The 21,965-nt window shown below is 70.4% G+C and carries 26 protein-coding genes; 18 read left to right on the forward strand and 8 right to left on the reverse strand.

Features of this window, described 5'->3' with window-relative positions; all coding sequences use genetic code 11:
• Window positions 1-26: 26 nt before the first annotated feature.
• Window positions 27-1,523, reverse strand: a complete 1,497-nt coding sequence (locus tag YWW_RS0120410; RefSeq protein WP_026931557.1) for a hypothetical protein — start codon at window positions 1,521-1,523, stop codon at window positions 27-29.
• A 181-nt stretch (window positions 1,524-1,704) separates the two neighbouring features.
• Between YWW_RS0120410 and YWW_RS0120415 the strand changes: the two genes are divergently transcribed.
• The 12 genes from YWW_RS0120415 to YWW_RS0120470 all read left to right on the forward strand — a co-directional run bounded on the left by YWW_RS0120415 (window position 1,705) and on the right by YWW_RS0120470 (window position 8,956).
• A complete protein-coding gene (locus YWW_RS0120415) occupies window positions 1,705-2,028 on the forward strand; it encodes a hypothetical protein (RefSeq protein WP_026931558.1) in 324 nt (107 codons plus the stop codon).
• 9 nt (window positions 2,029-2,037) lie between these two features.
• Window positions 2,038-3,195: a hypothetical protein gene (locus YWW_RS34390; RefSeq protein WP_026931559.1), complete on the forward strand. Its 1,158-nt coding sequence runs from the start codon at window positions 2,038-2,040 to the stop codon at window positions 3,193-3,195.
• Between the two features lie 17 nt (window positions 3,196-3,212).
• A complete protein-coding gene (locus YWW_RS0120425; protein ID WP_155830295.1) occupies window positions 3,213-4,040 on the forward strand; it encodes a hypothetical protein in 828 nt (275 codons plus the stop codon).
• Between the two features lie 124 nt (window positions 4,041-4,164).
• Entirely contained in the window at window positions 4,165-4,560 is a 396-nt protein-coding gene (locus YWW_RS31905; RefSeq protein WP_051326103.1) for a YbaB/EbfC family nucleoid-associated protein, read from the forward strand.
• Window positions 4,561-4,878, forward strand: coding sequence for a type VII secretion target (locus YWW_RS0120435; RefSeq protein ID WP_026931561.1), 318 nt, complete (start codon window positions 4,561-4,563; stop codon window positions 4,876-4,878).
• 2 nt (window positions 4,879-4,880) lie between these two features.
• On the forward strand, window positions 4,881-5,579 hold the full coding sequence (locus YWW_RS0120440) for a WXG100 family type VII secretion target (protein ID WP_035697670.1): 699 nt from the start codon (window positions 4,881-4,883) through the stop codon (window positions 5,577-5,579).
• A gap of 9 nt (window positions 5,580-5,588) precedes the next feature.
• Window positions 5,589-6,299 (forward strand): nucleic acid/nucleotide deaminase domain-containing protein, encoded by a 711-nt coding sequence (locus YWW_RS0120445; protein ID WP_026931563.1) that lies wholly within the window; start codon window positions 5,589-5,591, stop codon window positions 6,297-6,299.
• Window positions 6,300-6,350: 51 nt separating this feature from the next.
• Window positions 6,351-6,746, forward strand: a complete 396-nt coding sequence (locus YWW_RS0120450; RefSeq protein WP_155830296.1) for a hypothetical protein — start codon at window positions 6,351-6,353, stop codon at window positions 6,744-6,746.
• A 257-nt stretch (window positions 6,747-7,003) separates the two neighbouring features.
• Window positions 7,004-7,381, forward strand: a complete 378-nt coding sequence (locus YWW_RS0120455; RefSeq protein WP_026931565.1) for a CPCC family cysteine-rich protein — start codon at window positions 7,004-7,006, stop codon at window positions 7,379-7,381.
• Window positions 7,382-7,424: 43 nt separating this feature from the next.
• Window positions 7,425-7,898, forward strand: a complete 474-nt coding sequence (locus YWW_RS0120460; protein WP_155830297.1) for a hypothetical protein — start codon at window positions 7,425-7,427, stop codon at window positions 7,896-7,898.
• A 6-nt stretch (window positions 7,899-7,904) separates the two neighbouring features.
• Entirely contained in the window at window positions 7,905-8,390 is a 486-nt protein-coding gene (locus YWW_RS31910) for a hypothetical protein (protein ID WP_035697671.1), read from the forward strand.
• 260 nt (window positions 8,391-8,650) lie between these two features.
• Window positions 8,651-8,956 carry a hypothetical protein gene (locus tag YWW_RS0120470; RefSeq protein ID WP_035704776.1) on the forward strand — a complete coding sequence of 102 codons (306 nt, stop codon included), beginning with the start codon at window positions 8,651-8,653 and terminating at the stop codon, window positions 8,954-8,956.
• A 444-nt stretch (window positions 8,957-9,400) separates the two neighbouring features.
• Here YWW_RS0120470 and YWW_RS0120475 read toward each other — a convergent pair whose 3' ends face one another.
• The 5 genes from YWW_RS0120475 to YWW_RS0120495 all read right to left on the reverse strand — a co-directional run bounded on the left by YWW_RS0120475 (window position 9,401) and on the right by YWW_RS0120495 (window position 14,377).
• A complete protein-coding gene (locus YWW_RS0120475; RefSeq protein WP_155830298.1) occupies window positions 9,401-10,081 on the reverse strand; it encodes a hypothetical protein in 681 nt (226 codons plus the stop codon).
• Window positions 10,082-10,349: 268 nt separating this feature from the next.
• Window positions 10,350-10,796: a hypothetical protein gene (locus YWW_RS0120480; protein ID WP_155830299.1), complete on the reverse strand. Its 447-nt coding sequence runs from the start codon at window positions 10,794-10,796 to the stop codon at window positions 10,350-10,352.
• Between the two features lie 310 nt (window positions 10,797-11,106).
• Window positions 11,107-11,850: a phosphotransferase gene (locus tag YWW_RS0120485; protein WP_026931570.1), complete on the reverse strand. Its 744-nt coding sequence runs from the start codon at window positions 11,848-11,850 to the stop codon at window positions 11,107-11,109.
• Window positions 11,851-12,149: 299 nt separating this feature from the next.
• The gene (locus YWW_RS0120490; RefSeq protein ID WP_026931571.1) at window positions 12,150-13,694 is read right to left on the reverse strand and encodes a hypothetical protein; all 1,545 of its coding nucleotides are present in this window, start codon (window positions 13,692-13,694) and stop codon (window positions 12,150-12,152) included.
• Window positions 13,691-14,377 carry a hypothetical protein gene (locus YWW_RS0120495; protein ID WP_026931572.1) on the reverse strand — a complete coding sequence of 229 codons (687 nt, stop codon included), beginning with the start codon at window positions 14,375-14,377 and terminating at the stop codon, window positions 13,691-13,693. Before YWW_RS0120495 ends, YWW_RS0120490 begins: the two co-directional genes overlap by 4 nt.
• Window positions 14,378-14,592: 215 nt before the next feature.
• On the opposite strand from YWW_RS0120495, the gene YWW_RS31915 reads away from it, so the two are divergent.
• The 6 genes from YWW_RS31915 to YWW_RS0120525 all read left to right on the forward strand — a co-directional run bounded on the left by YWW_RS31915 (window position 14,593) and on the right by YWW_RS0120525 (window position 19,862).
• Complete coding sequence (locus YWW_RS31915; protein WP_051326104.1) at window positions 14,593-17,397, forward strand: AfsR/SARP family transcriptional regulator; 2,805 nt, start codon at window positions 14,593-14,595, stop codon at window positions 17,395-17,397.
• A gap of 160 nt (window positions 17,398-17,557) precedes the next feature.
• Window positions 17,558-17,950 (forward strand): YbaB/EbfC family nucleoid-associated protein, encoded by a 393-nt coding sequence (locus YWW_RS31920; RefSeq protein WP_081687620.1) that lies wholly within the window; start codon window positions 17,558-17,560, stop codon window positions 17,948-17,950.
• Window positions 17,947-18,261, forward strand: coding sequence for a type VII secretion target (locus YWW_RS0120510; protein WP_026931573.1), 315 nt, complete (start codon window positions 17,947-17,949; stop codon window positions 18,259-18,261). Before YWW_RS31920 ends, YWW_RS0120510 begins: the two co-directional genes overlap by 4 nt.
• Window positions 18,262-18,972 (forward strand): WXG100 family type VII secretion target, encoded by a 711-nt coding sequence (locus YWW_RS0120515; RefSeq protein ID WP_026931574.1) that lies wholly within the window; start codon window positions 18,262-18,264, stop codon window positions 18,970-18,972. It abuts the gene before it with no gap.
• Between the two features lie 6 nt (window positions 18,973-18,978).
• Window positions 18,979-19,581 (forward strand): EndoU domain-containing protein, encoded by a 603-nt coding sequence (locus YWW_RS0120520; protein WP_026931575.1) that lies wholly within the window; start codon window positions 18,979-18,981, stop codon window positions 19,579-19,581.
• A 23-nt stretch (window positions 19,582-19,604) separates the two neighbouring features.
• Window positions 19,605-19,862, forward strand: a complete 258-nt coding sequence (locus YWW_RS0120525; RefSeq protein ID WP_026931576.1) for a hypothetical protein — start codon at window positions 19,605-19,607, stop codon at window positions 19,860-19,862.
• A gap of 44 nt (window positions 19,863-19,906) precedes the next feature.
• On the opposite strand, the gene YWW_RS34395 is transcribed toward YWW_RS0120525, so the two are convergent.
• Both YWW_RS34395 and YWW_RS34400 read right to left on the reverse strand, forming a co-directional pair.
• Window positions 19,907-20,761, reverse strand: a complete 855-nt coding sequence (locus tag YWW_RS34395) for a CPBP family intramembrane glutamic endopeptidase (protein WP_026931577.1) — start codon at window positions 20,759-20,761, stop codon at window positions 19,907-19,909.
• 197 nt (window positions 20,762-20,958) lie between these two features.
• Window positions 20,959-21,957 carry a flagellar basal body-associated FliL family protein gene (locus YWW_RS34400; RefSeq protein ID WP_026931578.1) on the reverse strand — a complete coding sequence of 333 codons (999 nt, stop codon included), beginning with the start codon at window positions 21,955-21,957 and terminating at the stop codon, window positions 20,959-20,961.
• Window positions 21,958-21,965: the final 8 nt, after the last annotated feature.

The following is a 21,965-nucleotide window of genomic DNA, read 5'->3' on the forward strand; positions in this document are numbered from 1 at the left end:
GGTCCTTCCTCGTCTGCTCGCGACCCTCACGCGTACGGGTCGTCCTTGGGGCGCACGTAGCCCCAGATGTTGCCGGTCTCCCTGTTCAGCAGGCGGCCGTCGTCGTCCTTCTCGGCCTCGCCCCCGTCGTCGCCGCGGTTCGCCGCGCCCTTCGCGGGTGGCGCCCCCAGGGCGGAGCCCATCGCGACCGCCCTGGGGCCGCCCGTGCCGCCGGCGGCGGCCGGCGGAGCGGCCGGGGTGGAAGACGTGAAAGGGCTCGCGGTGGTCGTCGAGCCGGCGGGCACCGTCCCGCCGCCGCCCGCGGGCGCCCCGCCGGGGCCGCCGCCGAAGCCGCCGGAACCGCCGCTCGCCAGACCGCCCGGCTCCGACTCCTCGCCTCCGGACCAGGGCGAGTCGTCCGCTTCGGGCTCCTGCGCGGCCGTGGACCCGTCGCCGCTCGGCGGCACCGTGCTCGGGTTCTGCGTCGCCTCGGGGGAGGCCGGGGCGGCGGGGTGCTCGACCACCGGGTCCTGGACGTCCATATAAGACGTGTCGGCCGAGGTGGGGAACGGCCGGTCGTCCCCGGTGCTCTGGAACGCCTGGAGCTCGGCGCTCTGGTCGGTCCGCTTCTGCGCGATCGCCTCGTCGACCGCCGCCTGCCGCTCCAGGTACGCCGCCAGCTCGGCGTCGACGCGGGACCCGTACTGCTCCTTGGCGTCCTCGGCGGCCAGCAGCCGCACCGGCGAGACGAGCGCGCCGAGCCCGCTCAGACGCTCGCCCACCCGCTCCTCGATGAACTCGCGCACCTCGGTGGCCAGGTTCGGGTCGGCGCCGGCGAGCTCGAGGGCCTGCTCGGCCTCCTCGCAGCTCATCAGGATGCAGTCGCCGTGCCACCAGGCCGGGCGCACGTGGATCGCCACCAGATTGCTCCACTCGCCCTCGATGCCGACCATCGGCGCCGGGTAGGGGATCTCGCCCGAGTCGCCGCCCTGGAGCGTGTAGACGACCTCCTCGCGGTGCTGCAACTCGGCGGCGGTGGTCTCGATGTCGTCGAGCACGCCTTCGAGGAGCGACCGCGCCTGGTCCACCTGCGCGGCGAAGGAGTCGAAGTCGTCGCCCGCCCAATGCTCGGAGAGCGTCGCCAGTTTGGACTTGACCAGGCCGGGCCATTCGCCGATGCGTTCGGCCACTTCGCCGGTCCAGCCCTCGCGCAGCCGCTGGAGCGAGAACTCGTCGGCCGATTCGGGGCGCACCGCGCGGATCGCGGACCGGAAGTCCTCCTCGGTGGGGTAGGCCATGTCCTCGCAGCGCGGCTTGAACCGGTGGAGCTGGCCGGGGACCGGCACGGCCGACGCCAGCTGCTGCCAGTCGGCCTCGGCCGGGTGCGCGGTCGGATGCGGGCACGCGCCCGCCGAGCACCCGGCGCGGCTCCCGCCCGCGTCGACCGACGAGGTGTCGCCGAACGCGATCGTCGGCGCCTCGGGGATCTCCACGGCGCCGGTGAAGTCGAAGTCGAAATCGAAGTCGAACTGGCTGTCGCTCATGGCAGCGCACCTCCATCCGGGTTGTCTGGCTGCGGGCTCCAATGGAACGGCGCGCCGTCACGGATCCGTCATGGACGCGGCGGCGCGAGTCGGGGACCGGCCCGTGACGGGAGGGCGCACATTGCTCATGACGCCGCCGGGCGTCCGCCCGGCAAGGGCGCAGACCTCAGGGAGGCAGACCATGACCGTGCACATGGACGTGCCGAAGGTGCGGGCGAGCGGCACCACGCTGCGCACGCTCGCGCCGAGGGTGCGGGAGGCTTCGAGCCGAGTGGAGAGCCCGGCGGCCGCCGCCGCGGAGCAGAACGCCGGCTTCGCCACCGGCCCGGCCGGACGCGACTGGCAGGCCGCGTTCGCGACGGACGTCGCCAGTGTCGAGGAGCGCCAGCTCTGGCAGGGCGAGCAGGTCGTCGGGTGCGCCGACGACGCGGAGTCCAACGACGTCGAGATCGGCGGCCGCTTCAACACCATCGCCGGCGAGATGCCCGCCGGCCGTACGAAATAGGAGACCGCCATGCCCACGTACCGAGAAGCGCTCTCGGCGAACCCCGCGGCGTTCGTCGAGTACGCCGCGCAGATGACCACCGCGGGGTCCGACCTGACCGGGCACCGCCTCGCCTACGGCGAGGAGGTCGCCGCGCTCAACATGCACTGGCAGGACGAGGCCAACAACGCGTTCAACACCGAGGTGGACGGCGTCGGCGCCCACATCGACGGGCTGGTGACGCAGGTGGCCGGCACCGCCGGGCAGCTCAGCGGCGCCGGAGGCGCGATGGCGACGGCGGTGACGGCCCTCAAGACCGCCGACGCCGCGATCCACGCGGCCGGCTTCGACATCCAGCCCGCGCCGCAGGTGACGCTGGGAGCCGCCCAGCGGCTGGCGATCGCGCTGGCCGGGCCGTTCGGCTTCCAGCTCCAGGCGGCGCTCGAGACCGCGGCGCTCGCGGCGACGACGGGCCTCCAGGCCGTCCTCGCCACGCTGAACTCGACGGACGCCCAGACGGCGACCGCGCTGAGCACCGCGGCGGGCGCCTTGCAGCCCTTGGGCTCCAAGACCTCCCCGACAGGGGAGGACATGCAGCACATGACGGCCGAGGACCACTCCGACGCCGGCGGCCCCTCGGAGGAGGAGTCCGGCGGCGAAGAGGAGTCCGAAGAGGAGCAGAGCGGGGAGGAAGAGGAGGAGCAGCCCGCCGAGGAACCGCAGGACCAGCAGGCGCCGCAGGAGCCGCAGACCCCGCAGCAGCCGACGATGCCCGAGACGCCGCCGGGCATGGACGACTTCCAGCAGCCCGAGATGGACGACCCCTGGGCCGATTCCGAGATGCCCGACCCCGAGGACTACTCGGGCGGCCTGGCCTCCGGAGGCGGCCTCGGGGCCGGAGGCGGGCTCGGCGGGGGCGGCCTCGGCCCCACCGGGGGCCTTGCGACGGGCGCCGGTTCGGGCGCGTCCGTCGGCGCCGGTCTCGGCGCCATGGCGGGCGCCGCGCCGTCCGCGAGCGCCGGAGCTCCGGGCAGGAGCGGCATGGGGTCGTCCATGATGGGCGCCGGTGGCGGGCGCGGTGGCGCCGGTGCCGCCGACGACGAGCTGACCCGGGAGTCGAAGCTCCTCGAGGACCCGGAAGAGGACGTCTGGGGCATCGGCGGCGGCGACGACGACCCGTACGCCTGAGGGCGGGAGGCGGAGCGATGGGGAGATCTGAACCGATCACGCCCGGCGGCAGGGTGGTCGTGGCCTTGTTCGGCCTGGTCATCGTCGGTGTGTCGATCATGTGCTTCAGCGGATCCACGCAGGACGAGGACGCTGCCGGGGTCGAATGCGGCAGCCAGGTCATGGAAACCGAGGACACCTGCATCACCTGGGTCGACGGGGTGTCGACCGAGCGGTCCCTCACCGAGCAGGAGGAGCAGAACGGCCGGGAGAACCGGGGCACCGTGATCACGGCCGTGCTCGGCATGGTCGTCGGCGCCGTGGTCTTCTTCCTGTCGTTCGTTCCGGACCAGGGCGGGGGCCGGGCGGTCGCCGCCCCGCCGCCTCCGGTGCCGACGACGGCGAGCCCGCCGCTTGGGAGTCCTCCGCGCCCGGCGGCCGAACCGGTCCAGACCCCTTCGAAGCCGCCGCAGCCGAAACCGCCGCCGCCAGAACCTCCGAAACCGCCGGACCCGGCGAGGACCGTCTCGATATGCAACACCCGTGAGGGCGCCGAGATCGCCGCGAGACTGACCGGTCTCGTCGTGAGCGAGCGGTGGCGGCCGGGGAGCGGGCCCGAGCGCCGGGAGGTTCCGCTGGAGCTGCCGTGGGATGCGATCGCGGCGTTCGAGTTCGTTCGCGCCGGGGACGGCCCGGCGGTGCTGTACGCGCTTCGCGCGGACGGCCGCCCGCGCGAGCGCATCGCCGCGGTGGACCTCTTCTCGCCGGGAATGTGGTCGAAGCTGGGGAGCGCCGTCGAGGAGAAGACCGGCGGCCGGTTGCGCATCGACGCGCCGAAAGCCGACGGCCCGGGCGGGCGCCGCTGAGCTCCCGCCGCGCTTTCGCCGCGTTGTCGCTTGTCCGGGAACAGGTCTCGCGGTACCTCCGAAGTGGCGTCGATGTCGTACTCTCTGTAAGTATCGTTCATCTTCAATATGTCTGGAGGTACCGATGGACTTCCCTCCGATCGATCCGGCTTCGGCGCGGGCGCGGCTCGCGGACTGGAAGGAACGCACCGACCGGATGGCCGCCGACACGCAGGCGCTGGCCGCGCGGGCGCAGGAGCTGAAGGCCACGGCCACCGACCCCGACGAGATCGCCGAGGTCACTGTGGACCACACCGGCAGCCCGGTCGACCTCGTGTTCAGCACCAGGATCAAGCGCGTCCCCGAAGAGGTGGCGGCTCAGGCGGTGCTGGCGGCGATCCGAGCGGCGAAGATCAAGCTCGCCGAGCGTTCCAAGGAGCTCGTCGAGTCCACCGTCGGCGCCGACTCGGCCGCCGGGCAGGCCTTCGTGGCGGGCCTGAAGCGCCAGTTCGGCGAGGACGACCAGGAAGGGCAGCGGTAGATGACCGGTTACGTCGTAGACCCCGAGCAGTTGCGCGCCCATGCGAGCAACCTGGAGCAGTTCAAGACCCGCTTCGAGGCGGTGCAGTCCGCCAGCTCGCACATCGCCCAAGACGACGAGGCCTACGGGCTGCTGTGCGGGTGGATCGCCGGGCTGCTGGAGGAGCGCCACCAGCGCCAGGACGGCCTGGTCGCCCGCGCGGAGTCCAACATCGGCCTGCTCGCCGAGAGCATCCGCGCCGCGGCCGACGCCTATGAGGAGTCCGACAACGACGCCTCGGTGAGCTTCAGCGACTTCACCTCCCAGATCGGCGGGTAGCGATGAACGATTCGCTGGTCGCCGATGTGCAGTCCACGCGCCAGCCGTGGACCGGATCCAGCCTGGCCGACGGCATCGAAGGCCTGGTCACCTCCATTCAGAGCGGCAACTGGGTCTCGGGCACCCTCGCGGGGGTCGGGCTGGGGCTTGAAGTGGTCGGGTCGGTCATGGACCCCTTCAGTGCCCTGCTGGCCAACGGCATCGGCTGGGCCATGGAGTACTTTGAGCCGCTGCGGGAGATGCTCGACTGGCTGACCGGCAAGCCCGATGTGGTCATGTCCCACGCCCAGACCTGGTACAACATGGCCGAAGAGCTGTTCGCGATGTCCGGCGATCTCAAGACCTCGGTCGAGGGCGATGTCGACGAGTGGTCCGGTGCGGCCGCGGACGCCTACTACAACATGATGGGCCACAACGTTGAGGCCATCGGCGGGCTGGGCGCGATCGCCTCGGCGATCGGTTCGGCCACCGAGGGCGCCGGAGCACTGGTGCAGATGACCCGGGACCTGGTGCGGGATCTGATCGCCGACCTGGTCGCGCATGTGGTGGTGTGGGCGGTCGAAGCGATCTTCGTGGTCACGATCCCGGTCATCGCCGCGCAGATCGTGGCCGCGGTGGTCAAGTGGGTCGGGATCGCCATGGAGCTGATCTCCTCGCTGATCACCAGCCTCGAAGCGCTCTCCAAGCTCCTCAACGACTAAGGGCCGGCCATGCGACGAATCCTGAAACTCCTGCTGGTCATCGGTATCGGCCTGCTCACGCAGAAGAAGGGCGACGGCCCGCCCGGCAACACCGGCGGCGAAGGCGGGGACTCCCCACCTCCACAGCAATCCCCGTCCGGCAAGATCAAAACCAGCGAAGGCACCGAGAGCGCCTCGAAAGCCGTGGGAGAGGAGCTGGACAAGGGCGAGCCGTCCGCAGCCGCTTCTCAAAGCGATTCGGATTCGGCTCCGTTGACGGCGAGCTCGGTCTCCCGCGACTACGGAAACGAGGTGGCCTACCCCAGCACGGACCCTCTGGCTCAAGAGGCGCTCGCTTACCGCAGGGGGGTGAAAGGCAATTCCGGCGACAAGAACTTCGCGGCCGCCGAGTTGTCGGACGGCACCACTCTCAGGGGCATCAGCAGTCGCAGCGGCCATTCCGAGGACGACATCCTGAAGCAATTGGACGGCATCAATCAGGAAAGAGCGGAGAACGGCCAAGAGCCGTTGACGATCGATCGGCTGTTCACCGAGCGGCAGCCGTGCTGCAAGTGCGAGGCCACGTTGACCAGCAACGGCATCACGTCAGACCAGGTGGAATACGGCGTCGAGTACTTCGACAAACCGAATGCCACCGATGAAGAGCGGGAAAACTTGAATGCACTCAACGAAGGCATGAGGGCGGTGCTGGAACACAGGCTCAAAGGCGGGAACTTATGATGGACCGGTCGCAGACGACCACAGTCGCAGCAACTGCAAGGAGTGACGAGCATGCCAGCGGACGACCATGTGAACGATGACCTGCGAGCCATGGCGGCCACGGTCATCGATCGGCTGCGTCAATCGGGCATCCACGCGTTCCTGGAGACGGAAGACGAGGACGAACCCGGTGTGAAGGTTCAGATCGATGCTATGGACAATGCCGATCGCGGCGTCTACCTGGAGTGGAGTCCAGGAGCGCAGATCAAGTCCCAAGTCGTGGCGGCCATGATCGCGAAACGCTACACCGACCCGGTCGTCCACCGCTCCGCGCAGGAGAAGAAGACGAAGATCGCCGAGGCCGCCTCTGCGCTGCTGTCGGCCGGTGTCCGCACCGAAGACGCCCAGAACGACTACGCCCCCTATTCCTTGAAGGTCGTCAGCGTCTTATCGGTCGCAGGGTCGTAGGGGAACGTCGTCGTCCTGCGTGAAAACCGGAAGGAAGCTGCAAATGGCGAAGGCGCCCTTTCTCATCCTGCGGCTCACGGAGACGGAGTCCACCGTGACGTACGGATACGGCGAGGACCAGAGACATGTCGAAGGGACCGTGGGGTTCGATCGGGAATCAGGCAGGGTACTGAACAAATCCGACGAGGCCGCTTGCGCCGATATCGTGGCCGGGCTCGTTCCCCCCAAGATGAGGGCGCCAGGCGCAGTGGTGACGAGTGAAGACGTGGATTCCCGGGAAGTATCCGTGCCCGTGCTGCGGGCGCCTGGTGCACGACGCGCCCGGCGCGTTCGAGATCTGTCCGGCCTGCTTCTGGGAGGACGACCCCGTCCAACTGCGGTGGCCAAGGTATCGCGGGGGCGCCAACGAGCCGAGCCTCATCGAGGCCCAGCGCAACTTCCGGGTCTTCAACGCCTCCGAGGAGCGGGCTGCCCACTTGACGAGGCCCCCCGCCGACAACGAGCCCCTCGACCCTGGTTTCAGGCCCGCCGATCCGCAGGTCGACCGCTTCGAGTCACCGGACGACCCGGTGTCCGAATGGCCTTCGAGCCGCACCTCGCTCTACTGGTGGCGGCCCACCTATTGGCGCCGCTGAGGCGCGGCGGCCCGGAGGCGCCGGTCGCGGGGAGTGTCACCGCGTGCGGCAGCACAGCGAGAAGCGTTGTGGAGGCCGTGGACGGCGACAACCGCTGGCCGCCGCCACGCCTGAGTTCGGGACGCCCGGCCCGCAGCAGGACGAGATGACGACCGATCCGCAGATGAGTCCGCAGGACACCGTTCTTCAAGCAATCGAAGAGTACAGGCGGCAGCGAATCGGCCTGAACCGTTTGATTCAACGGATCGATCCGGTCATCGATGGCATACAGCCGGAATCGGTTTGGGATGAAGCCTCTGATCTATGCGCGGAGCTCGATGCGTTCTACGGCCTCGTGGCGACGGATACCGTGATCCGAGAGCATGGGCATGACTTCCCCCTCTCAGCGCAACAGGAGAGCAATGTGGATCGGATACTCGCCGAGTTGTCATCTGCTCTCCGACACGACACTGAACTCGCAAGAGGACTGGAGCACGGCCTTGGGCTCTTTCGGCGCGGCAATCGCCGCCAAGGGTGATCTGCGATGACCACGTACGGTTTTCTTTTCCTTGACCAGATACGGCTGCAAGATGTCGCGGCGGCGGTCGCTTCGGAGTTCGGCGTCCCCGCGGACCGCATCGAGCTCCTCTCCCGGGGAAGAGCGCAATCGCGAGCGGTCGGGCTTCCCGTCGTGCTCATCGAACACGATCCGGATCGCGATGGAGAGCACGTGTCATTCAGCGCCGGGGACGAATTCGCCTCAGCCGTCGGCGACCTTCCAGAGGTCGGCGTCGCCGCCAGGTTGTGCGCGGCTCTGAAGGTTCGCGCGATTCTCGGCGTGCCGAACGCCGCTTCGGACGCGATATGGACGCTTGTCGCCGCCGACGGCTCCTCTGGAATGGTGCTCGTCGACACCGGCGACCTAGATGACGCCCGCTACACCATCACCGGAAAGCTGCAAGAGATAAAAGGGGCGCCCGAGATTCCATTGGTTGAGCTTTCTGCGGATTACAATCCATTTTATACGTGATCCGTGAGTGCGGTCATGACTTTCCGTTGTCGGAGCAACCGGAGCAGAACGTGAACCGAATACTCGCCGAGATTCGTTCACGTCATGTCGTGACGGGTCTGGAGTGGCATGGGCGCCATGTCGACCGGGGTCGGCCGTCGGCAGCCCGGCGTCGTGGAGCGTTCACCTCCGCGAAAGCGAGCAGACAGCGGGCCGTCTGGGATATGACACCTGAGGTCGAGATTGTGTGCATATCACCTCTTCGACCTTTAGGAGGCATCATGGCTACCACTGCGACTCGGCTTCGGCCCGACCGGCGGAAGGTCCGGCGCTTGACGCGCGCCGTTGCCGCCGTCGCGATCGCCGCTGGTATCGGGCTGGGAGGCGGCGCGCTCTCCTCGGCACCGGCTTTCGCCGACGAGCCCACGGCAGCCGAGGACGGCACCGCGGGCATCCAGGCGTTCGCCGGGCCCTTCCTCACATGGAGCGATTGCAATTTCGACCGGGAGATCGCCGAGTACGTCTACGACTACGACACCACGCCGTGCTTCCGCGATCCCGATGGCTGGTACTACCAGTACTTCTGATCGATCGTCGAGGACGTAGTCCTGCACACTGTTGACCTTCCCGGCGGCATCCGGCCGGATGCCGCCGGGAAGGCGCGGATCGTCTCCGGTCATCCCGCGCGACCACCCAGGGCGCGCTCTGTCGCATCCCGAACGGCGGCGGGCGCGAGAATCGCAAGCCCAAGATCGCCATCGTGCGAAGGCTTCGAGCGGCAACCGCTGCACCGCATCGACAAGAACCCCTCTTGTGAAGTCGACACCATCGCCCGCGCCCGCCTCGCGCTCTTCGCAGCGCACAACCTCGCCGCCGCGGGGCGATCACTCAGAGCATATGGACCCTTGCCCGGCAGAAGGCTCGGTTCGACGGCGGTCATCCTCTCCAGTCTCTTGTAGACAATGTCTGCGAGGTGGAGAGTCCTTCACCACCGCGGCTCAGGCGATTCCGGAGCCGGCCTCGTCGAATGATCAGGTGTAGCTCTCCAACAGAGCGATCGTCTGGGCGCTGACGTCGGCGAGCATGGCGTCAGCCGCTTCGAGGTCGTGGTCCGCGGGCATGATCTCGGCGGATATGGAGACTTCGAGGGAGCCCTGGACGAAGCGGTACTCGATCTCCTCGAAGTCACCCGAGGTTCGAGAGGCACGGAAGCCCGCGTCGCCCATGTCGAGGTCGGTGACCGTGTACTCGGTGTCCGCCTCGTATTCCGAGCGGTCCATGTCGAACAGGTCCATCGCTGCCTGTTCCTCACGCCAGCCTGTGGCGGCGATGATGAGCTCGGCGTAGTCGTCGCCGTAGAAGCTGCAGTTCAGGAGCGCATAGCCCTCGTCGTCGTTCGAGGAGGCGGAGTTCTGAGTCGGATCGTGCGGGGCTCCGTAGGCCGTCTCGAAAGAAGTGAGGTCGTAGGCCTCGCAGGTCGCGTCGGTGAACCCTGCCGATGCACCGACTTCGCCCGAGGCGGACGTGGTCGGGTCCTCGGTGGGTTCGTCCGCAGTGGGCTCTTCCGTGGTCGTACTGCCGGTGGTCGGCGCCTCGGCCGCACCGTCGTCGTCCGAGTTCTGCTGGACCATGTAGAGCGCACCGCTCAGGAGGACCATCAGTATCAGGAAGATCGCCACACCGATGAACCACATCTGTTTTCGGCCGCGCACCGGAGGCTGGGGAAGGGGTTGTGGGGGTTGATAGGTCATAGGGGTACTCCGATTTCATCGATCGGTCGCCACCGATGGTAACCGGATCGTGCCAATCGACTCGGTGATCGTATCGAGTGGACGGTCTTGCGGTGAGCGCGGGCGAGCCCGCCGATCGTCTCGGCCCGACGGCCGGGGCAGGTTTGTCGAGAGCGTCCGCCGAGCATCGCCGTATCGACCGAGGACTAGCGGGCGATCGCGCCCGTCGGTCCTCGGGTTCGCGCGGCTGTCACGGTTCTGGTGAGCCGGTGAGCGCCTGCCGCATCAGTCGCTGTGCCTCGTCCACGACCGTGTCGAAGTCGTCGTGGATCTCGGCTTCGGTGTCGGTCAGGTACCGCAGCGCGAAGGCGAGCGCTTCGCGCAGCTGCTTGGGGCCGATCTCGTCGAGCAGGTGCTCTTCGCCGCGAAGGCCGCGGATCACCGCCTCCACTTCGAGGAGGTTCCGCGGCGGCGCGAACCCCGGTCCCGCGTGGCGCAGTTCGGCCATGAACCGGCCGAGCTCGGCGTGCGCGAGCGGCCCCGGCCGGTCGCCGAAACGCCGCCTCAGGCCCACGGACACCACCGCGTGCAGGTACTCGACCGCTCCCCGGTGGTCCCATTCGCTGAACCGTCCGTGCAGCTCGAAGAGCCGTTCGTGATCGCGGAACGCCGGCGCGCGGACAGCCGACTCGCGCATCTCGCCCACGCCGACCGACCGCCGCCCTTGGCCGCCACAGCCGCACGCAGAGCCTCCTCGAACCGCCGCGCGAGCGCGGCGGTCTCCTCTGCGGCCTGTTCATCGGCATCGATGGAGGTGGCCACGTCGTCTATCAAGCTCATTGCGGGGCAGGGCCTCTCAGGAGCCGATCACAGCTCGCCACCCGACCGCGCCGATACCTCCCGGCATGCCGGCAAGCAGTCAGTGTCCGAAGCGTTACTGGACCGGCACACGTCCCGCTGTCCCCGCCGCCCGTTCCGCCACCGCGTCGACGGGTGCGCGGACGCGCTCAGAGCGCCGCTTCGAGGCCGCTCCGGTGCTCCGCCACCCACTGGTGGTCCTCCCGGATCCAGACCGGCGCGCCCAGGTCCCGGATGCGGATCATCGCCGCATCGCCCGCCGCCGCGCCCGCCTCGATGCCGCGCCAGCAGCGGTCCTGCCACCACAGGACGGTCTCGACCAGCCGGGAACGCCGGTCCCGGTCGAGCCCGTAGGCGTCGCAGACCAGCCGCATCCGCCGCGCCGTCTCGGCCAGGTCGGTGACCGGCGAGCCGAGCCGGAGGTGCTGCCAGCACAGGTGCGCGATGTCGTGGATCCGCTCACCGGGCGCGGCCGTGTCCCAGTCGATGAACGCCACCGGCGGCGCGCCCTCGCCATCGTCGGCGTAGACAGTGTTCTTCGGCGACAGGTCGTTGTGGCACACCGTCTCGGCATCGCCCGAGAACGCCGGGTCGGCGGCGAGGTCGTGGAACTCCCGCACCATCACCGCCAACCGCTCCAGGCTCGCGTCCGACTCGGCGTAGGCGGAGCGGTTCTGCTCGATCGCGACATGCCCTTCGATGAAGCCCAGCATCTCCCGGCCGTCCTCGTCGATCCCCAGCAGGCGGGGCGCGCCGCCCCATCCGCGGCGCTCGAAGTGCTCGAGCAGGCGGTGGACGAACGCCGAATGCGGTCCGAGCGGGCGGCGCACGCTGCCGTCCTTCAACACCACTTCGTTGACGAAACCGCCGGACAGGGGATGCTCATCGGCCATCGGACCAGTCTCGCCCCGGAACGGCCCGGCCGCAAGGCACTTTCAGAGCCGTGGCAGGGCGACCGCCGCGCCGCCTCTGCTCCGAAGTGCCGGAGGACATCGCCGACCGCCCGGCCGCACCCGTGTCGAGGACCGCATCGACGGGTGTGCGGTCGCGACGGCTTCCGGCTGAACATCCCCCCGTCCGAGCGCCCCCAGAGGGCCCGGCCAGGCGAGCCGTTCGCGGCGCTCATGGCCCGGCCCCAGGGCCGGGCCATGAGCGCCGCCGATGGTCGGTACACTCCGCGCGTCCGGCCGTTTCACTCGATGTAGTAGCAGTCCTGATACGCGGTACCCGAATCCAGGCCCCACACGCCGTAGTACGGGATCACGTTCCCACTGGTCGTCCTGACGACCATCTCGTACTCGCCCGCCGGGAGCGTCAGTGTCTCCCACACGGCGACCCAGTCGCCGCACTGCGCCGCGCAGTCGCCACAGGCGCCGATGGTGATGCTGCCGGTCTCGGGCCCCGTATACAGCACCTCGAGCTGCAGGTTGGAGGCGTTGCCGATCTCGAGAGTGACCGAACCATCCCCAGTGGACCCGGACGGGCTCGGATCGGAGAGCTCGCCGCCGCTGGAGCGCGCATCGGCGATCGCGTCCAGGATCGCCTGCTCCGCGGCGGCCTCGGCCTCCGCTTCCGCGGCCTCTTCCGCGGCCTCCGCCGCTTCCTCGGCGGCCTCGGCCTCCGCGGCCTCCTCGGCGGCCTCCTCCGCGGCGATCTGATCGAGGAGGTCCTGCGCCGCGGCGGCGTTCGGATCGTCCGGGTAGTCGTCCACGAGCTCCCGCAGCAACGACTCGGCGGTCGAGAGGTTGTCCGAGTCGTAGGCGTCCACACCGCAGGTGAACAACAGACCCGGCAGTTCGGCCGCGGCCTCGGCCGCCACCGCCTCGGCCGTCTCCAGGGCTGCCGAGTCCTCCACCGAAGGCAGAGTCGGAGCGTCGATGAAGTACCGCACCGGCCCCCTCGAGTCGCATTCCTCACCCTCGGGGATCGCCTCCCTGTACGCCCGGTACCCGGCCAGCGCCGACTCCTCCACCAGTCCGGCCGCCTCGGAGTCCGGGAAGTCGGCCAGCACGATCCCATACTGCCCGAACGCGTCCGTGTAGGCCCGGAAGGGGGCGGTGGGAGGGTGCTCGCTCCATAGCGCCTCGGCGTAGTCGAGGTGGGCTCGGGCGAGTTCCTCCCGAACGGTGCCGACCGCGACCGCGTCCTCCTCGGCCAGATACTCCTCGTAGGCCGCGAACGACGCCTCGAAATCGCCTTCCGCCGCCACGCCGCGGGCCTCGGCCAGCAGCTCGCACTGCCGCTGCTGCTCGAGCGCCGTCGCCGAAGCCTCGCTGAAGGCGAGCCCGTACAGCGTCACCAGTCGCCCGTAATGCGAGCGGGCGGTCTCGCAGTCCCCGGCCTCGTGCGCGGCCAGGCCTTCGTCGAGCTCGGCCGCCGCGGCCCAGCGCAGGCTCGCGACGCCCGCAGCCAGGACGACCGGCACCATGGCGGCGGCCGCGATCACCGGCCACCGGGGCCGCCGGGAGTCCGACGGCGACCGCGACGCGAGGATCCAGGTGTGGACGGCCGTCCAGCACAGCCACAGGACGGCGACCGCCGCCCACAGCTGCGGTGCGCGGGCCACTGCGCCCGCGACGCACGCCACGAGGAGCGCCGCTGTGCCCGCGAGGTGCGCGAATCCGATCCTGAACCGCCGCAGGTAGTGATAGCCGAGGCCCAGGCCCGAGAGGTTGAGCAGTACGGCGGTGGCTCCCAGCCGAGTGGGCCGCCGGAGTGTGAAACGACCGTTCGTCATGCCGTCCCCTCCCCGAAGCACCGGGCGACGAGGTCGGCGACGACCGACTCGGCCCGGCGCTGGACGGCCGTGATCGCGGCCGCGGTCTCCGAGGCGAGCGTCTCGCAGTCGTAGTCCAGCGTCGCGTTCGGCACCAGGAACCTGCACGCGGTCAAGCGGCCCTCCAGGTCCGCCTCCACCGTGCACAGCTCGTCCTCGTCGGTGTACTCGATCCGCTCGCTCGCGCGGGCCTCCAGCTGCGCGCGCAGCACCGCGAACCCGGGGTTCTCGTCGCCGCCCTCGTACAAGGCCGCGCCGACCCGCTCCAGGCGGGCCGCCTCGCCGGCGCGCGCCGCCTCGGCCGCCGCCCACGCCTCCACCACCGCCTCGGCCACCACCGGATTGCTGAGCCGGTCGATCGTGGGGCTGAACGCCAGCGAGGTCAAACGCCCGGTGTAGTCCAGGCGCAGCCATACGACCCGCTCGGGGTCGGTACCGTCGAAGGCGGACCGCTGCAGCTCCTCGATCAGCGCCTCGGCCTTCTCGGCGCGCCGCCGCGTCTCCTCCACCGTCTCGCGCGAGGGCGCCAGCTCCAGCGCGCGCATCGCCGAGTCCCGGCTCGGGCCCTCCGGGAGGCGGGCGACCGCGCGCCGCCCGGCCGCCAGTCGCTCTTCGTAGTCGTCGGGGACGTCGAGACGGTCCATCGGTCTTTCCTCTCTCGTGCCTGCGGCGCCACGGCCGCCTCCGCATCGGATCAGGCGAATGCTCGCGCGCCGCCTCCCGGATCCGTCCCCGAACGATCATGGACGGCCCGAGCCGGGCGCCGAGGTCCCCGGCCGTTCACGGATCGGAGGATCCGGTCATCGACATCTATGTGGGACACTGGCAGTGGATGCCCCCAGCAGTAAGGCCGCCTCACATGCCAGTACTCGACGCCCGCCTGCTCGGGCCCTTCGAGGTCCGAGTCGACGGCGAACCGGTCACCATCCCGGGACGCAACACCCGCAAAGTGCTCGTCATGCTGCTCGACGAGGCGAACAAGCCGGTGCAGATCACCGGCCTCGCCCGGGGGCTGTGGGAGGACGCCGAACTCCCCGACAACCCGAAGAAGCAGATCCAGAACATCGTCGGCGAGATCCGCCGGGCCCACGGCCTGCTCAAAGAGCGCCTGAAGACCGTCAGCGAGGACGCCTACCAGTTCAACGTCGCCGACTCGGAGCTCGACGTGCTGCGCTGCAAGGCCGCCGAGCGGCACGCCCGCGCCCTCCGGGAGGCCGGCGACCTCGAAGCGGCCGGCGCGCGGCTGCGGGGCGCGCTCGCCGAATGGCGCGGCCCGGCCCTGGCAGGCATGTCCGGCCACATGGTCGAGTCGATCGCCCGCACCCTGGACGGGGACCGCCTCTCGCTGCTGGAGCAGCGCTTCGACGTCGAACTGGCGCTGGGCGGGCACCACCGGCTGCTCGGCGAGCTCCGCGAGACCGTCCGCCGCCACCCCACCCGCCAGCGCTTCGCCGCCCAGCTGATGCGCGCGCTCCACGCCTCGGGCCGCACCGGGGAGGCCCTGGAGTTCTTCGAGGCGGTCAAGGAGCGGCAGGCCGACAAGCTCGGCTTCGATCCCGACCGCGAACTGCGCGAGATCCACACCCGGATTCTCCAGGAGGACCTCGACACCGCCCCGGCCGCCGCCGAGCCCGTCGCGCCGCCGAAGCCGGCCCGCACCCCGTTCACGCTGCAGGCCGCCCCGCCCCGCTTCACCGGCCGCGGCCACGAGCTCAAGCTGCTCGACGCGGCCCTGGACGCCAGCGCCGACCGGGCCGGGCTCGCCGTCGTCAGCGGCATGGGCGGGGTCGGCAAGACCTCCCTGGCGCTGCAATGGGCCCACAAGGTCGCCGGACGCTTCCCCGACGGCTGCTTCTACTTCGACCTGCGCGGATTCGACCCGGTGGCGCCCGAGACCGGGCCGGGCCCGGCACTCGGCAAAGCCCTGCGCCGCCTCGGCGTCGACCAGCACCAGCTCCCCGGCGACATCGAGGAGCAGGCCGACCTCTACCGCACCATCCTGGCCGGGCGCCGCGTCCTCGTCGTGCTGGACAACGTGCGCGACGCCCAGCAGGTCCGGCCGCTCCTGCCCGCCTCCGCGGGCAGCTTCACCGTCGTCACCAGCCGCAACCCGCTCATGGGCCTGATCGGCCTGGACGGCGCCACCCCGGTCCCGCTCGACGTCCTCACCCACGAGGAGTCGACGGCGGTCCTGCGCCGCTTCGTCGCCGACGACCTCGCCGAGACCAGGGCCGCGAGGCGGATCATCGCGATCTGCGCCGGCCTGCCGCTCGCGCTGTGCCTGGTCGGGGCCTGGGCCGCGGCGAACCCCCGCCTGCCGCTCTCCTCGCTCGCCGACCGGCTCGAATCGACCGGGAACGTCCTCAGGGTCCTCTCCGCCGACGACCCGACCTCCGACCCCAGGACCGTGTTCTCCTGCTCCTACCAGGAACTCGGCTCGCGCGCGAGGAAGGCGTTCCGCCTGCTCGGGCTCCACCCCGGCCCCGACATCACCGCAGCGGCCATGGCCAGCCTCGCCGCCCTCGACCCCAGGCAGGCCGAGGAGGCCCTGCGTGAACTCGCCACCGTGCAGCTCGTCCACGAGCACAAGCCGGGCCGGTTCACCACGCACGACCTGCTGCGCGCCTTCGCCGCCGAACGCCTGGAGGCCGAGGCCGACGCGGCCGAGCGTTCACAGGCCGTCCGGCGGATGCTGAAGCACTATCTCCACACCGCCGATCGCGCCGACATGCACTTGGCGTCCTTCAGGGACCAGCTCGACCTCGACGAGCCGCTCCCGGAGGTGGCGCCCGAACCGATCCGCGATCTGCGGACGGCCCGCAACTGGCTGGCGGCCGAGTACCCGGTGCTGATGGCACTCGTGCGGTTCGAGGTCGACCCAGCGCTCGACAGGCACATCTGGCAGCTCGCATGGTGCCTGGCCGAGTACACCATGGTGCAGCATCGCCCGCAGGACATGATCGACTGCCAGGCGGCGGCGCTCGCCGCCGCCAGGCGGAGCCGCGACGTGTTCGCCGAGATCGTCTCGCTCGGGTACCTCTCAGCGGGCCTGTTCTACCTCGATGACCGCGACGCCGCCATGGCCCGGCTCGACCACGCGATGGCCCTGGCCGAAGAGCACACGATGCCCAGGGCGAAGGGCTTCGTGTTCCACGCGCTGTCGATCTACTCGGGCCGCAACGGGCTGGACAGGGAAGCGATCGACTACGCCACGCGCGCCGCCGAGTGCTTCCACGAGGCCGAAGACAGGGCGGGGGAGACACGGTCGGTGTACGTGATCGGCTGGCACAGCGCCCAGATCGGCGATCTCGACCGGGCGCGGACGTGTTTCCAGCAGCTGCTGTCCGCCTCACGGGACATCGACAGCGCCGTCGGCGTGGCGACCGCCTCGCTCGGGTTCGGCTACGTCGCTCACCGGGAGGGCCGGTTCGAGGACGCGCTGCGGTGCTACGGCGACGCCTGGCGCCTGTTCGGTGAGCACGGCATGGAGGCCGGCTTGGCCTACGTCGCCGAGCACGTCGGCGACACGCGTCTCGCCATGGGCGAGCCGGCCGCGGCCCGAGCCGAGTGGGAGAAGGCCCTGCGTCTCTATCGGGCCTACGGGAACGCCGTGTACGCCGACCAGGTCCAGCGCAAACTCGACGCCGGGGCCGAGGACGGCTGACGCGCGGCTCGGGCTCCGTGGCCCGTGACGTCTTCGGCACCGCCGAGTCGTCTCTTGCCGTGTGGCAAGGCTCGCAACCGCATAGGTGCAAATGAGAAGTATTCTCGTATCCGTGTGGGCACCGGCCCCCGATCGTCGGCGATGCAAGGAGTGATACACCATGGACAGACGTGTGCTCGGTGCCGATGACGCCGTCGCCAGACTCGAAGAGCGCCGGGCCGCCTACGAGCGGACGGCCGCCGCGACCCAGGAGATGGCGTCCCGGATGCAGGCGCTGACGGCGACCGCGAGCGACTCGAACGGGCTCGCCACGGTCACAGTGGACTCCGGCGGCGGCCTGCTCGAAGCCGAGTTCTCCGCGCGCATCCAGCGCGCCGTCCCCGAAGCCGTCTCCCGGGCGCTCATGGAGGCCCTGGCCGAGGCCAAGCGGCGGATCGCGGACCAGACCCAGGAGATCATCGCGGGCACCGTCGGCGCGGACTCCGAGACCGGCAGGGCCGTGGCCCAGAGCCTCCGGGAACGGCTCGGCCCCCCTGCGGAAGGCCGACCGTGAGCGGCGGCATCGAGGTCGACCCCGAGGAGCTGCGCACCCACGCGGGGCACGTCGAAAGTCTCATCCAGCGCTACGAGACCGTCAAGGCGGCCTCCGCGGAGATCACCGCCGCCCCCGACGCCTTCGGGCCCCTGTGCGAGTGGATGGCCGGGATCCTGGAGGAGAAGCACACCATGATCGAGCCCCTGTTCGACAAGGCCGCGCACAACCTCGGCACCCACGTCGACACGCTCAGGGAATGCGCCGACACCTACGAGGAGTCCGACACGACCGCCGCGGGCGATCTCGACAAGCTCTTCGAGGAGATGTAGATGGGCGACAACCCCCTGGTCGCGGACGTCGAGGACTCGCACCACTTCTGGAAGGGCGCGGGGATCGGCGAGGATATCGCCGACGTCGTGGCCGCGATCAAGTCCGAGTCGTGGGTGGACGCCTCGCTCGCCGGCCTCTCGACCGCGATGAGCGCCGTCGGGTTCCTCGACCCGCTCGGCGCCATCGTCTCCACCGGCGTGTCCTGGCTCATCGAGCTGATCGAGCCGCTGCGCGAACTCCTCGACGACCTCACCGGCGACGCCGACGTCCTCACCGCGCACGCCCAGACGTGGACCAACATGGCGAACGAGCTGATGGCCGTCAAAGACGAACTGAGCGGGTTCATCGACGCGGACATCACCGGCTGGAAGGACGATGCGGCCGACGCCTACAAGGCCAACATGGGCAACAACGTGGAGGGCACCGGCGGCCTGGCCCAGCTGTGCGCGGCGATGAGCGCCGCCACCACCGGCGCCGGGACCCTGGTGACCCTCACCCGCGAACTCGTGCGCGACATCATCGCGCAGCTCGTGGCGACCCTGCTCATCCGCCTGCCGGTGTGGCTGGGACTCTGCGCGACCGGCGTCGGCATCCCGGCCGTGGCCGCGCAGGCCGCGGGCATGATCGCGCAGGTCGTCGCGACGGTGATCGAGCTCGTGATCGCCCTCGTCACGAGCCTCCAGGCCCTCCAGCAGCTCCTCGGCAGTTAGGTCCTCATGCGCGCGCTCTTCAAGCTCATCGTCGTGGTCGCGATCGCCCTGGCGCTCGACAAGACCCCCGGGCCCAAACCCGGCCCCAGACCCGGCCCGCCCCGCGTCCGGCCGCATCCCAAAGGCGTCACGTCCGGCGTCGAGGCGACGCGGGCCGCGTTCGACCAGGGCGAGGCGGGCGGCGGGAGCAACCCGTCCGACCCCGGAAACGGAGGCAACAAGCCGAAGAACCCCTGGGACGACCCGGCCTACGAAGACGCGAGATACGACATGACGCGCTTCGGTGAGATGGGCGACGGGACGATGGACAAGGTCTGGGACGGCGACGGCCGCGGCAACGGCGACCACAAGCCCACCTCCACCGAGCCCGGCAAGACGAAGTTCCCGCCCGGCACCACCAAGCAGCAGGTCGAGGCCTGGTTCAAGAGCATCGCCACGAACCCGGACGGCCCGCCGCAGGCCCGCCCGCACGGCGACGGCTGGGTGGTCACCGGCACCCGCGACGGCATCACCTGCGTTGTTACGCTCGACAAGGACGGCAGCATCTCCGGCGGCCACCCGGTCAGCGGCGAAGGAGTCACCACCAACCCGCCCCCGCCGCCGAGGTAGCGGCCCCGATCATGGGAAGCAGCATGGAAGTCAACGATTTCTACCGGCTCAGCAGCCGCATCACCGACGAGCTCGCGCCGAGGATCGGCCCGAGGTACCGCGAGATGATCCTTGTCCACGGCAGGGCAGGGGCCTGGGCCGACGCGATCCCGACGCTCGTCGGCGCCCTCTCCGAGGAGGACGTCGCGATCACCACCGCCCAGAAGGAGGCGCTGCGCGAGCTCATGGTCTTCCGCGAGGAGCCCCTGACCTACCTGGAGCAGATCCGCACCAGCGACTGACGCGGCCGCGCGCCGGCGGCGACACCGGGAACACGGCGGTCAGGCTAGGCGACCGCCTGTCGATCCGATGGCACGGGTTCGGCGGCGGGTTCGCGGCGGCGCACGAGGACGAGCCCGTAGACGAGCAGGACGACGAACAGCGCGATCGACCCCACAGCCGATTCCACGGTCGCGGCGGCCTCCGCCTGCGTGTCGGCCGCGGCGGGCGGGCCGGACAGGCCGGTGTCGACGAAGTCGAAAGCCGCGTGCCACAGGATGCCGATCCAGAGCGTGTTGGTGCGGAGGACCAGCGCGGACAGGCCCACCCCGATCAGGAAGGCGTAGACGATCTGCGGCAGGGTGTCGCTCCACGGGGCGCTGCTTCCGAGCGAGTTGACGATGTGGGCGAGGCCGAACAGGGCCGAGGAGGCCAGCACGGCGGACACGACGCCATGCTCACGCTCACGCCAGGCGTACACCAGCAAGAACAGCACCACACCGCGGACCACGAGTTCTTCGAGGAACCCGACGAAGAACACGTTGACCGCCGCCAGCCCCAGCCACCCGGCGTCGGCGGCGCCCGCGGGGCTCGGATGGGCGGCCACGATCACGGGCAACAGGACGAGCGGCAGCCACCACAACCACATCGACCGCCACACCGGTCGGCTGGTCAGTCCGATCGCGTCGAGCAGGCCCGATCCGGCCACCAGCCACACCAGCACCGCGCACAGCGCCGCCCGCAGGCCCGCGCCGTAGAGCAGCTCCCCGTAGGCGCTCGACCCGGTGTACACGCGTTCGAGCTGCAATGCGGCCATCATCGCGACGACCACCAGCACCGCGATCGCCACCGGATGCCGTTCCAGCGCCCGCCAGCGCAACGGATGGGCCTCGGCCACCGCCCGCGCCCGCTCGGGCGCCATCCGGCCCGTCAAACCTTCGCACGGCCTCTCCACCATGTGGGGGACGCTATCCGAACCGCTCCGAAATGTCCGAAGACTTCATGAATCGAAGCATCCGGCGAGGGCGGCGAGACGCCACGGCGAAGCCGAGGACCGCGAGGCGTCGGCCCGCGATGCGGGGAGGACGCCTCGCGCGTCAGTGCGGGCCCGAGCGGCGGCTAAGCGGTCTCGCTCCCGAACGTCGTCGCCAGCAGCGCGTCCACGGCCGCCTGCCTGGCGTCGGTGCCGGACTCGGGGACGCTCGCCAGCCCGATGAAGCCGTTGACGCCGTCGACGTCGACCAGCACGACCGTGACGTCCTCGTACAGGTCCGTCGTGCTGTCGCTCGACGTCCACGACACGGTCGCCTCCGCCATCACCCCGGGAAGCCCGTCGACCTCGACATCGGTGACCGTCGGATCGGACACCTGGAAGCCCTCCGTGCTCGCGAACGCGTCGCTGTGGGTCCAGGTGTCGAGCGCCGCGATGGCGCTGCCCTGGAGGTCGGCGGGGTCGTACGGGGCGTACAGGTTGGTGGCCAGGCCGACCTCCAGGTACGAGATCCAGTTGGCTTCGTGCTGGATGTAGTGGGAGCTCGCGTCGTCGCTGATGTCGCCGGGCACGCCGGGGCCCTCGAAGTACGCCCACGGCTCGCCGGGCGCGGGCGTGACCGCGCCCAGGGACTCCACGATCAGGGAGTCGCCGTCGGGCGCGGGCGCCTCGCCGTCGTCCTCCTCGCCGCCGCCGCCGTCGGGCGACTCGCCGTCCCCTTCGGGGCTCTCCTCGGCGGGCTCGCTGGTGCTCTCATCGCCCGCGGTCGTGGTGCCCTCGTTGTCGTCGCCGCCCAGGAGCAGGTAGCCGGCGACGCCGCCGCCGACCATGAGGATGAGGACCACGACGATGAGCACGGCCGTGCCGGCCCCGCCCCTGCTGCTCGCCTGCACCGGCGGCGGCCCGTACTGCCCGTAGGCGTCGGGCTGGCCCGGCGGCGGCCCGTATCCGGGCGGCGGGGGAGGGGGGTATGCGCCCTGGCCCGCGTCCGGCTGCGTGTACTGCGGCTGGGGAGCACCGTAGCCCGGGCCGACCTGACCGGGCGCGTAGCCGTCGGCGGGCGGCTGGCTGTTCGGCTGGGGCTGCCCGTACGGGTCGCCCGGCTGGCCTTGCGGGGGGTATGTCATATCCGAAT

Source organism: Glycomyces tenuis DSM 44171, from assembly GCF_000427885.1.
Classification (GTDB): domain Bacteria; phylum Actinomycetota; class Actinomycetes; order Mycobacteriales; family Micromonosporaceae; genus Glycomyces; species Glycomyces tenuis.

Coding starts and splice junctions, on each gene's coding strand:
- YWW_RS31920 (WP_081687620.1), top strand. CDS start 17,558: ATGGACAGACGTGTGCTCGGTGCCGATGACGCCGTCGCCAGACTCGAA.
- YWW_RS0120470 (WP_035704776.1), top strand. CDS start 8,651: ATGGCTACCACTGCGACTCGGCTTCGGCCCGACCGGCGGAAGGTCCGG.
- YWW_RS0120450 (WP_155830296.1), top strand. CDS start 6,351: ATGCCAGCGGACGACCATGTGAACGATGACCTGCGAGCCATGGCGGCC.
- YWW_RS0120445 (WP_026931563.1), top strand. CDS start 5,589: ATGCGACGAATCCTGAAACTCCTGCTGGTCATCGGTATCGGCCTGCTC.
- YWW_RS0120425 (WP_155830295.1), top strand. CDS start 3,213: ATGGGGAGATCTGAACCGATCACGCCCGGCGGCAGGGTGGTCGTGGCC.
- YWW_RS0120415 (WP_026931558.1), top strand. CDS start 1,705: ATGACCGTGCACATGGACGTGCCGAAGGTGCGGGCGAGCGGCACCACG.
- YWW_RS0120525 (WP_026931576.1), top strand. CDS start 19,605: ATGGAAGTCAACGATTTCTACCGGCTCAGCAGCCGCATCACCGACGAG.
- YWW_RS0120410 (WP_026931557.1), bottom strand. CDS start 1,523: ATGAGCGACAGCCAGTTCGACTTCGATTTCGACTTCGACTTCACCGGC.
- YWW_RS34400 (WP_026931578.1), bottom strand. CDS start 21,957: ATGACATACCCCCCGCAAGGCCAGCCGGGCGACCCGTACGGGCAGCCC.
- YWW_RS31905 (WP_051326103.1), top strand. CDS start 4,165: ATGGACTTCCCTCCGATCGATCCGGCTTCGGCGCGGGCGCGGCTCGCG.
- YWW_RS31915 (WP_051326104.1), top strand. CDS start 14,593: ATGCCAGTACTCGACGCCCGCCTGCTCGGGCCCTTCGAGGTCCGAGTC.
- YWW_RS0120480 (WP_155830299.1), bottom strand. CDS start 10,796: ATGCGCGAGTCGGCTGTCCGCGCGCCGGCGTTCCGCGATCACGAACGG.
- YWW_RS0120520 (WP_026931575.1), top strand. CDS start 18,979: ATGCGCGCGCTCTTCAAGCTCATCGTCGTGGTCGCGATCGCCCTGGCG.
- YWW_RS34395 (WP_026931577.1), bottom strand. CDS start 20,761: ATGGCGCCCGAGCGGGCGCGGGCGGTGGCCGAGGCCCATCCGTTGCGC.
- YWW_RS0120485 (WP_026931570.1), bottom strand. CDS start 11,850: ATGGCCGATGAGCATCCCCTGTCCGGCGGTTTCGTCAACGAAGTGGTG.
- YWW_RS0120440 (WP_035697670.1), top strand. CDS start 4,881: ATGAACGATTCGCTGGTCGCCGATGTGCAGTCCACGCGCCAGCCGTGG.
- YWW_RS31910 (WP_035697671.1), top strand. CDS start 7,905: ATGACCACGTACGGTTTTCTTTTCCTTGACCAGATACGGCTGCAAGAT.
- YWW_RS0120435 (WP_026931561.1), top strand. CDS start 4,561: ATGACCGGTTACGTCGTAGACCCCGAGCAGTTGCGCGCCCATGCGAGC.
- YWW_RS0120515 (WP_026931574.1), top strand. CDS start 18,262: ATGGGCGACAACCCCCTGGTCGCGGACGTCGAGGACTCGCACCACTTC.
- YWW_RS34390 (WP_026931559.1), top strand. CDS start 2,038: ATGCCCACGTACCGAGAAGCGCTCTCGGCGAACCCCGCGGCGTTCGTC.
- YWW_RS0120490 (WP_026931571.1), bottom strand. CDS start 13,694: ATGACGAACGGTCGTTTCACACTCCGGCGGCCCACTCGGCTGGGAGCC.
- YWW_RS0120495 (WP_026931572.1), bottom strand. CDS start 14,377: ATGGACCGTCTCGACGTCCCCGACGACTACGAAGAGCGACTGGCGGCC.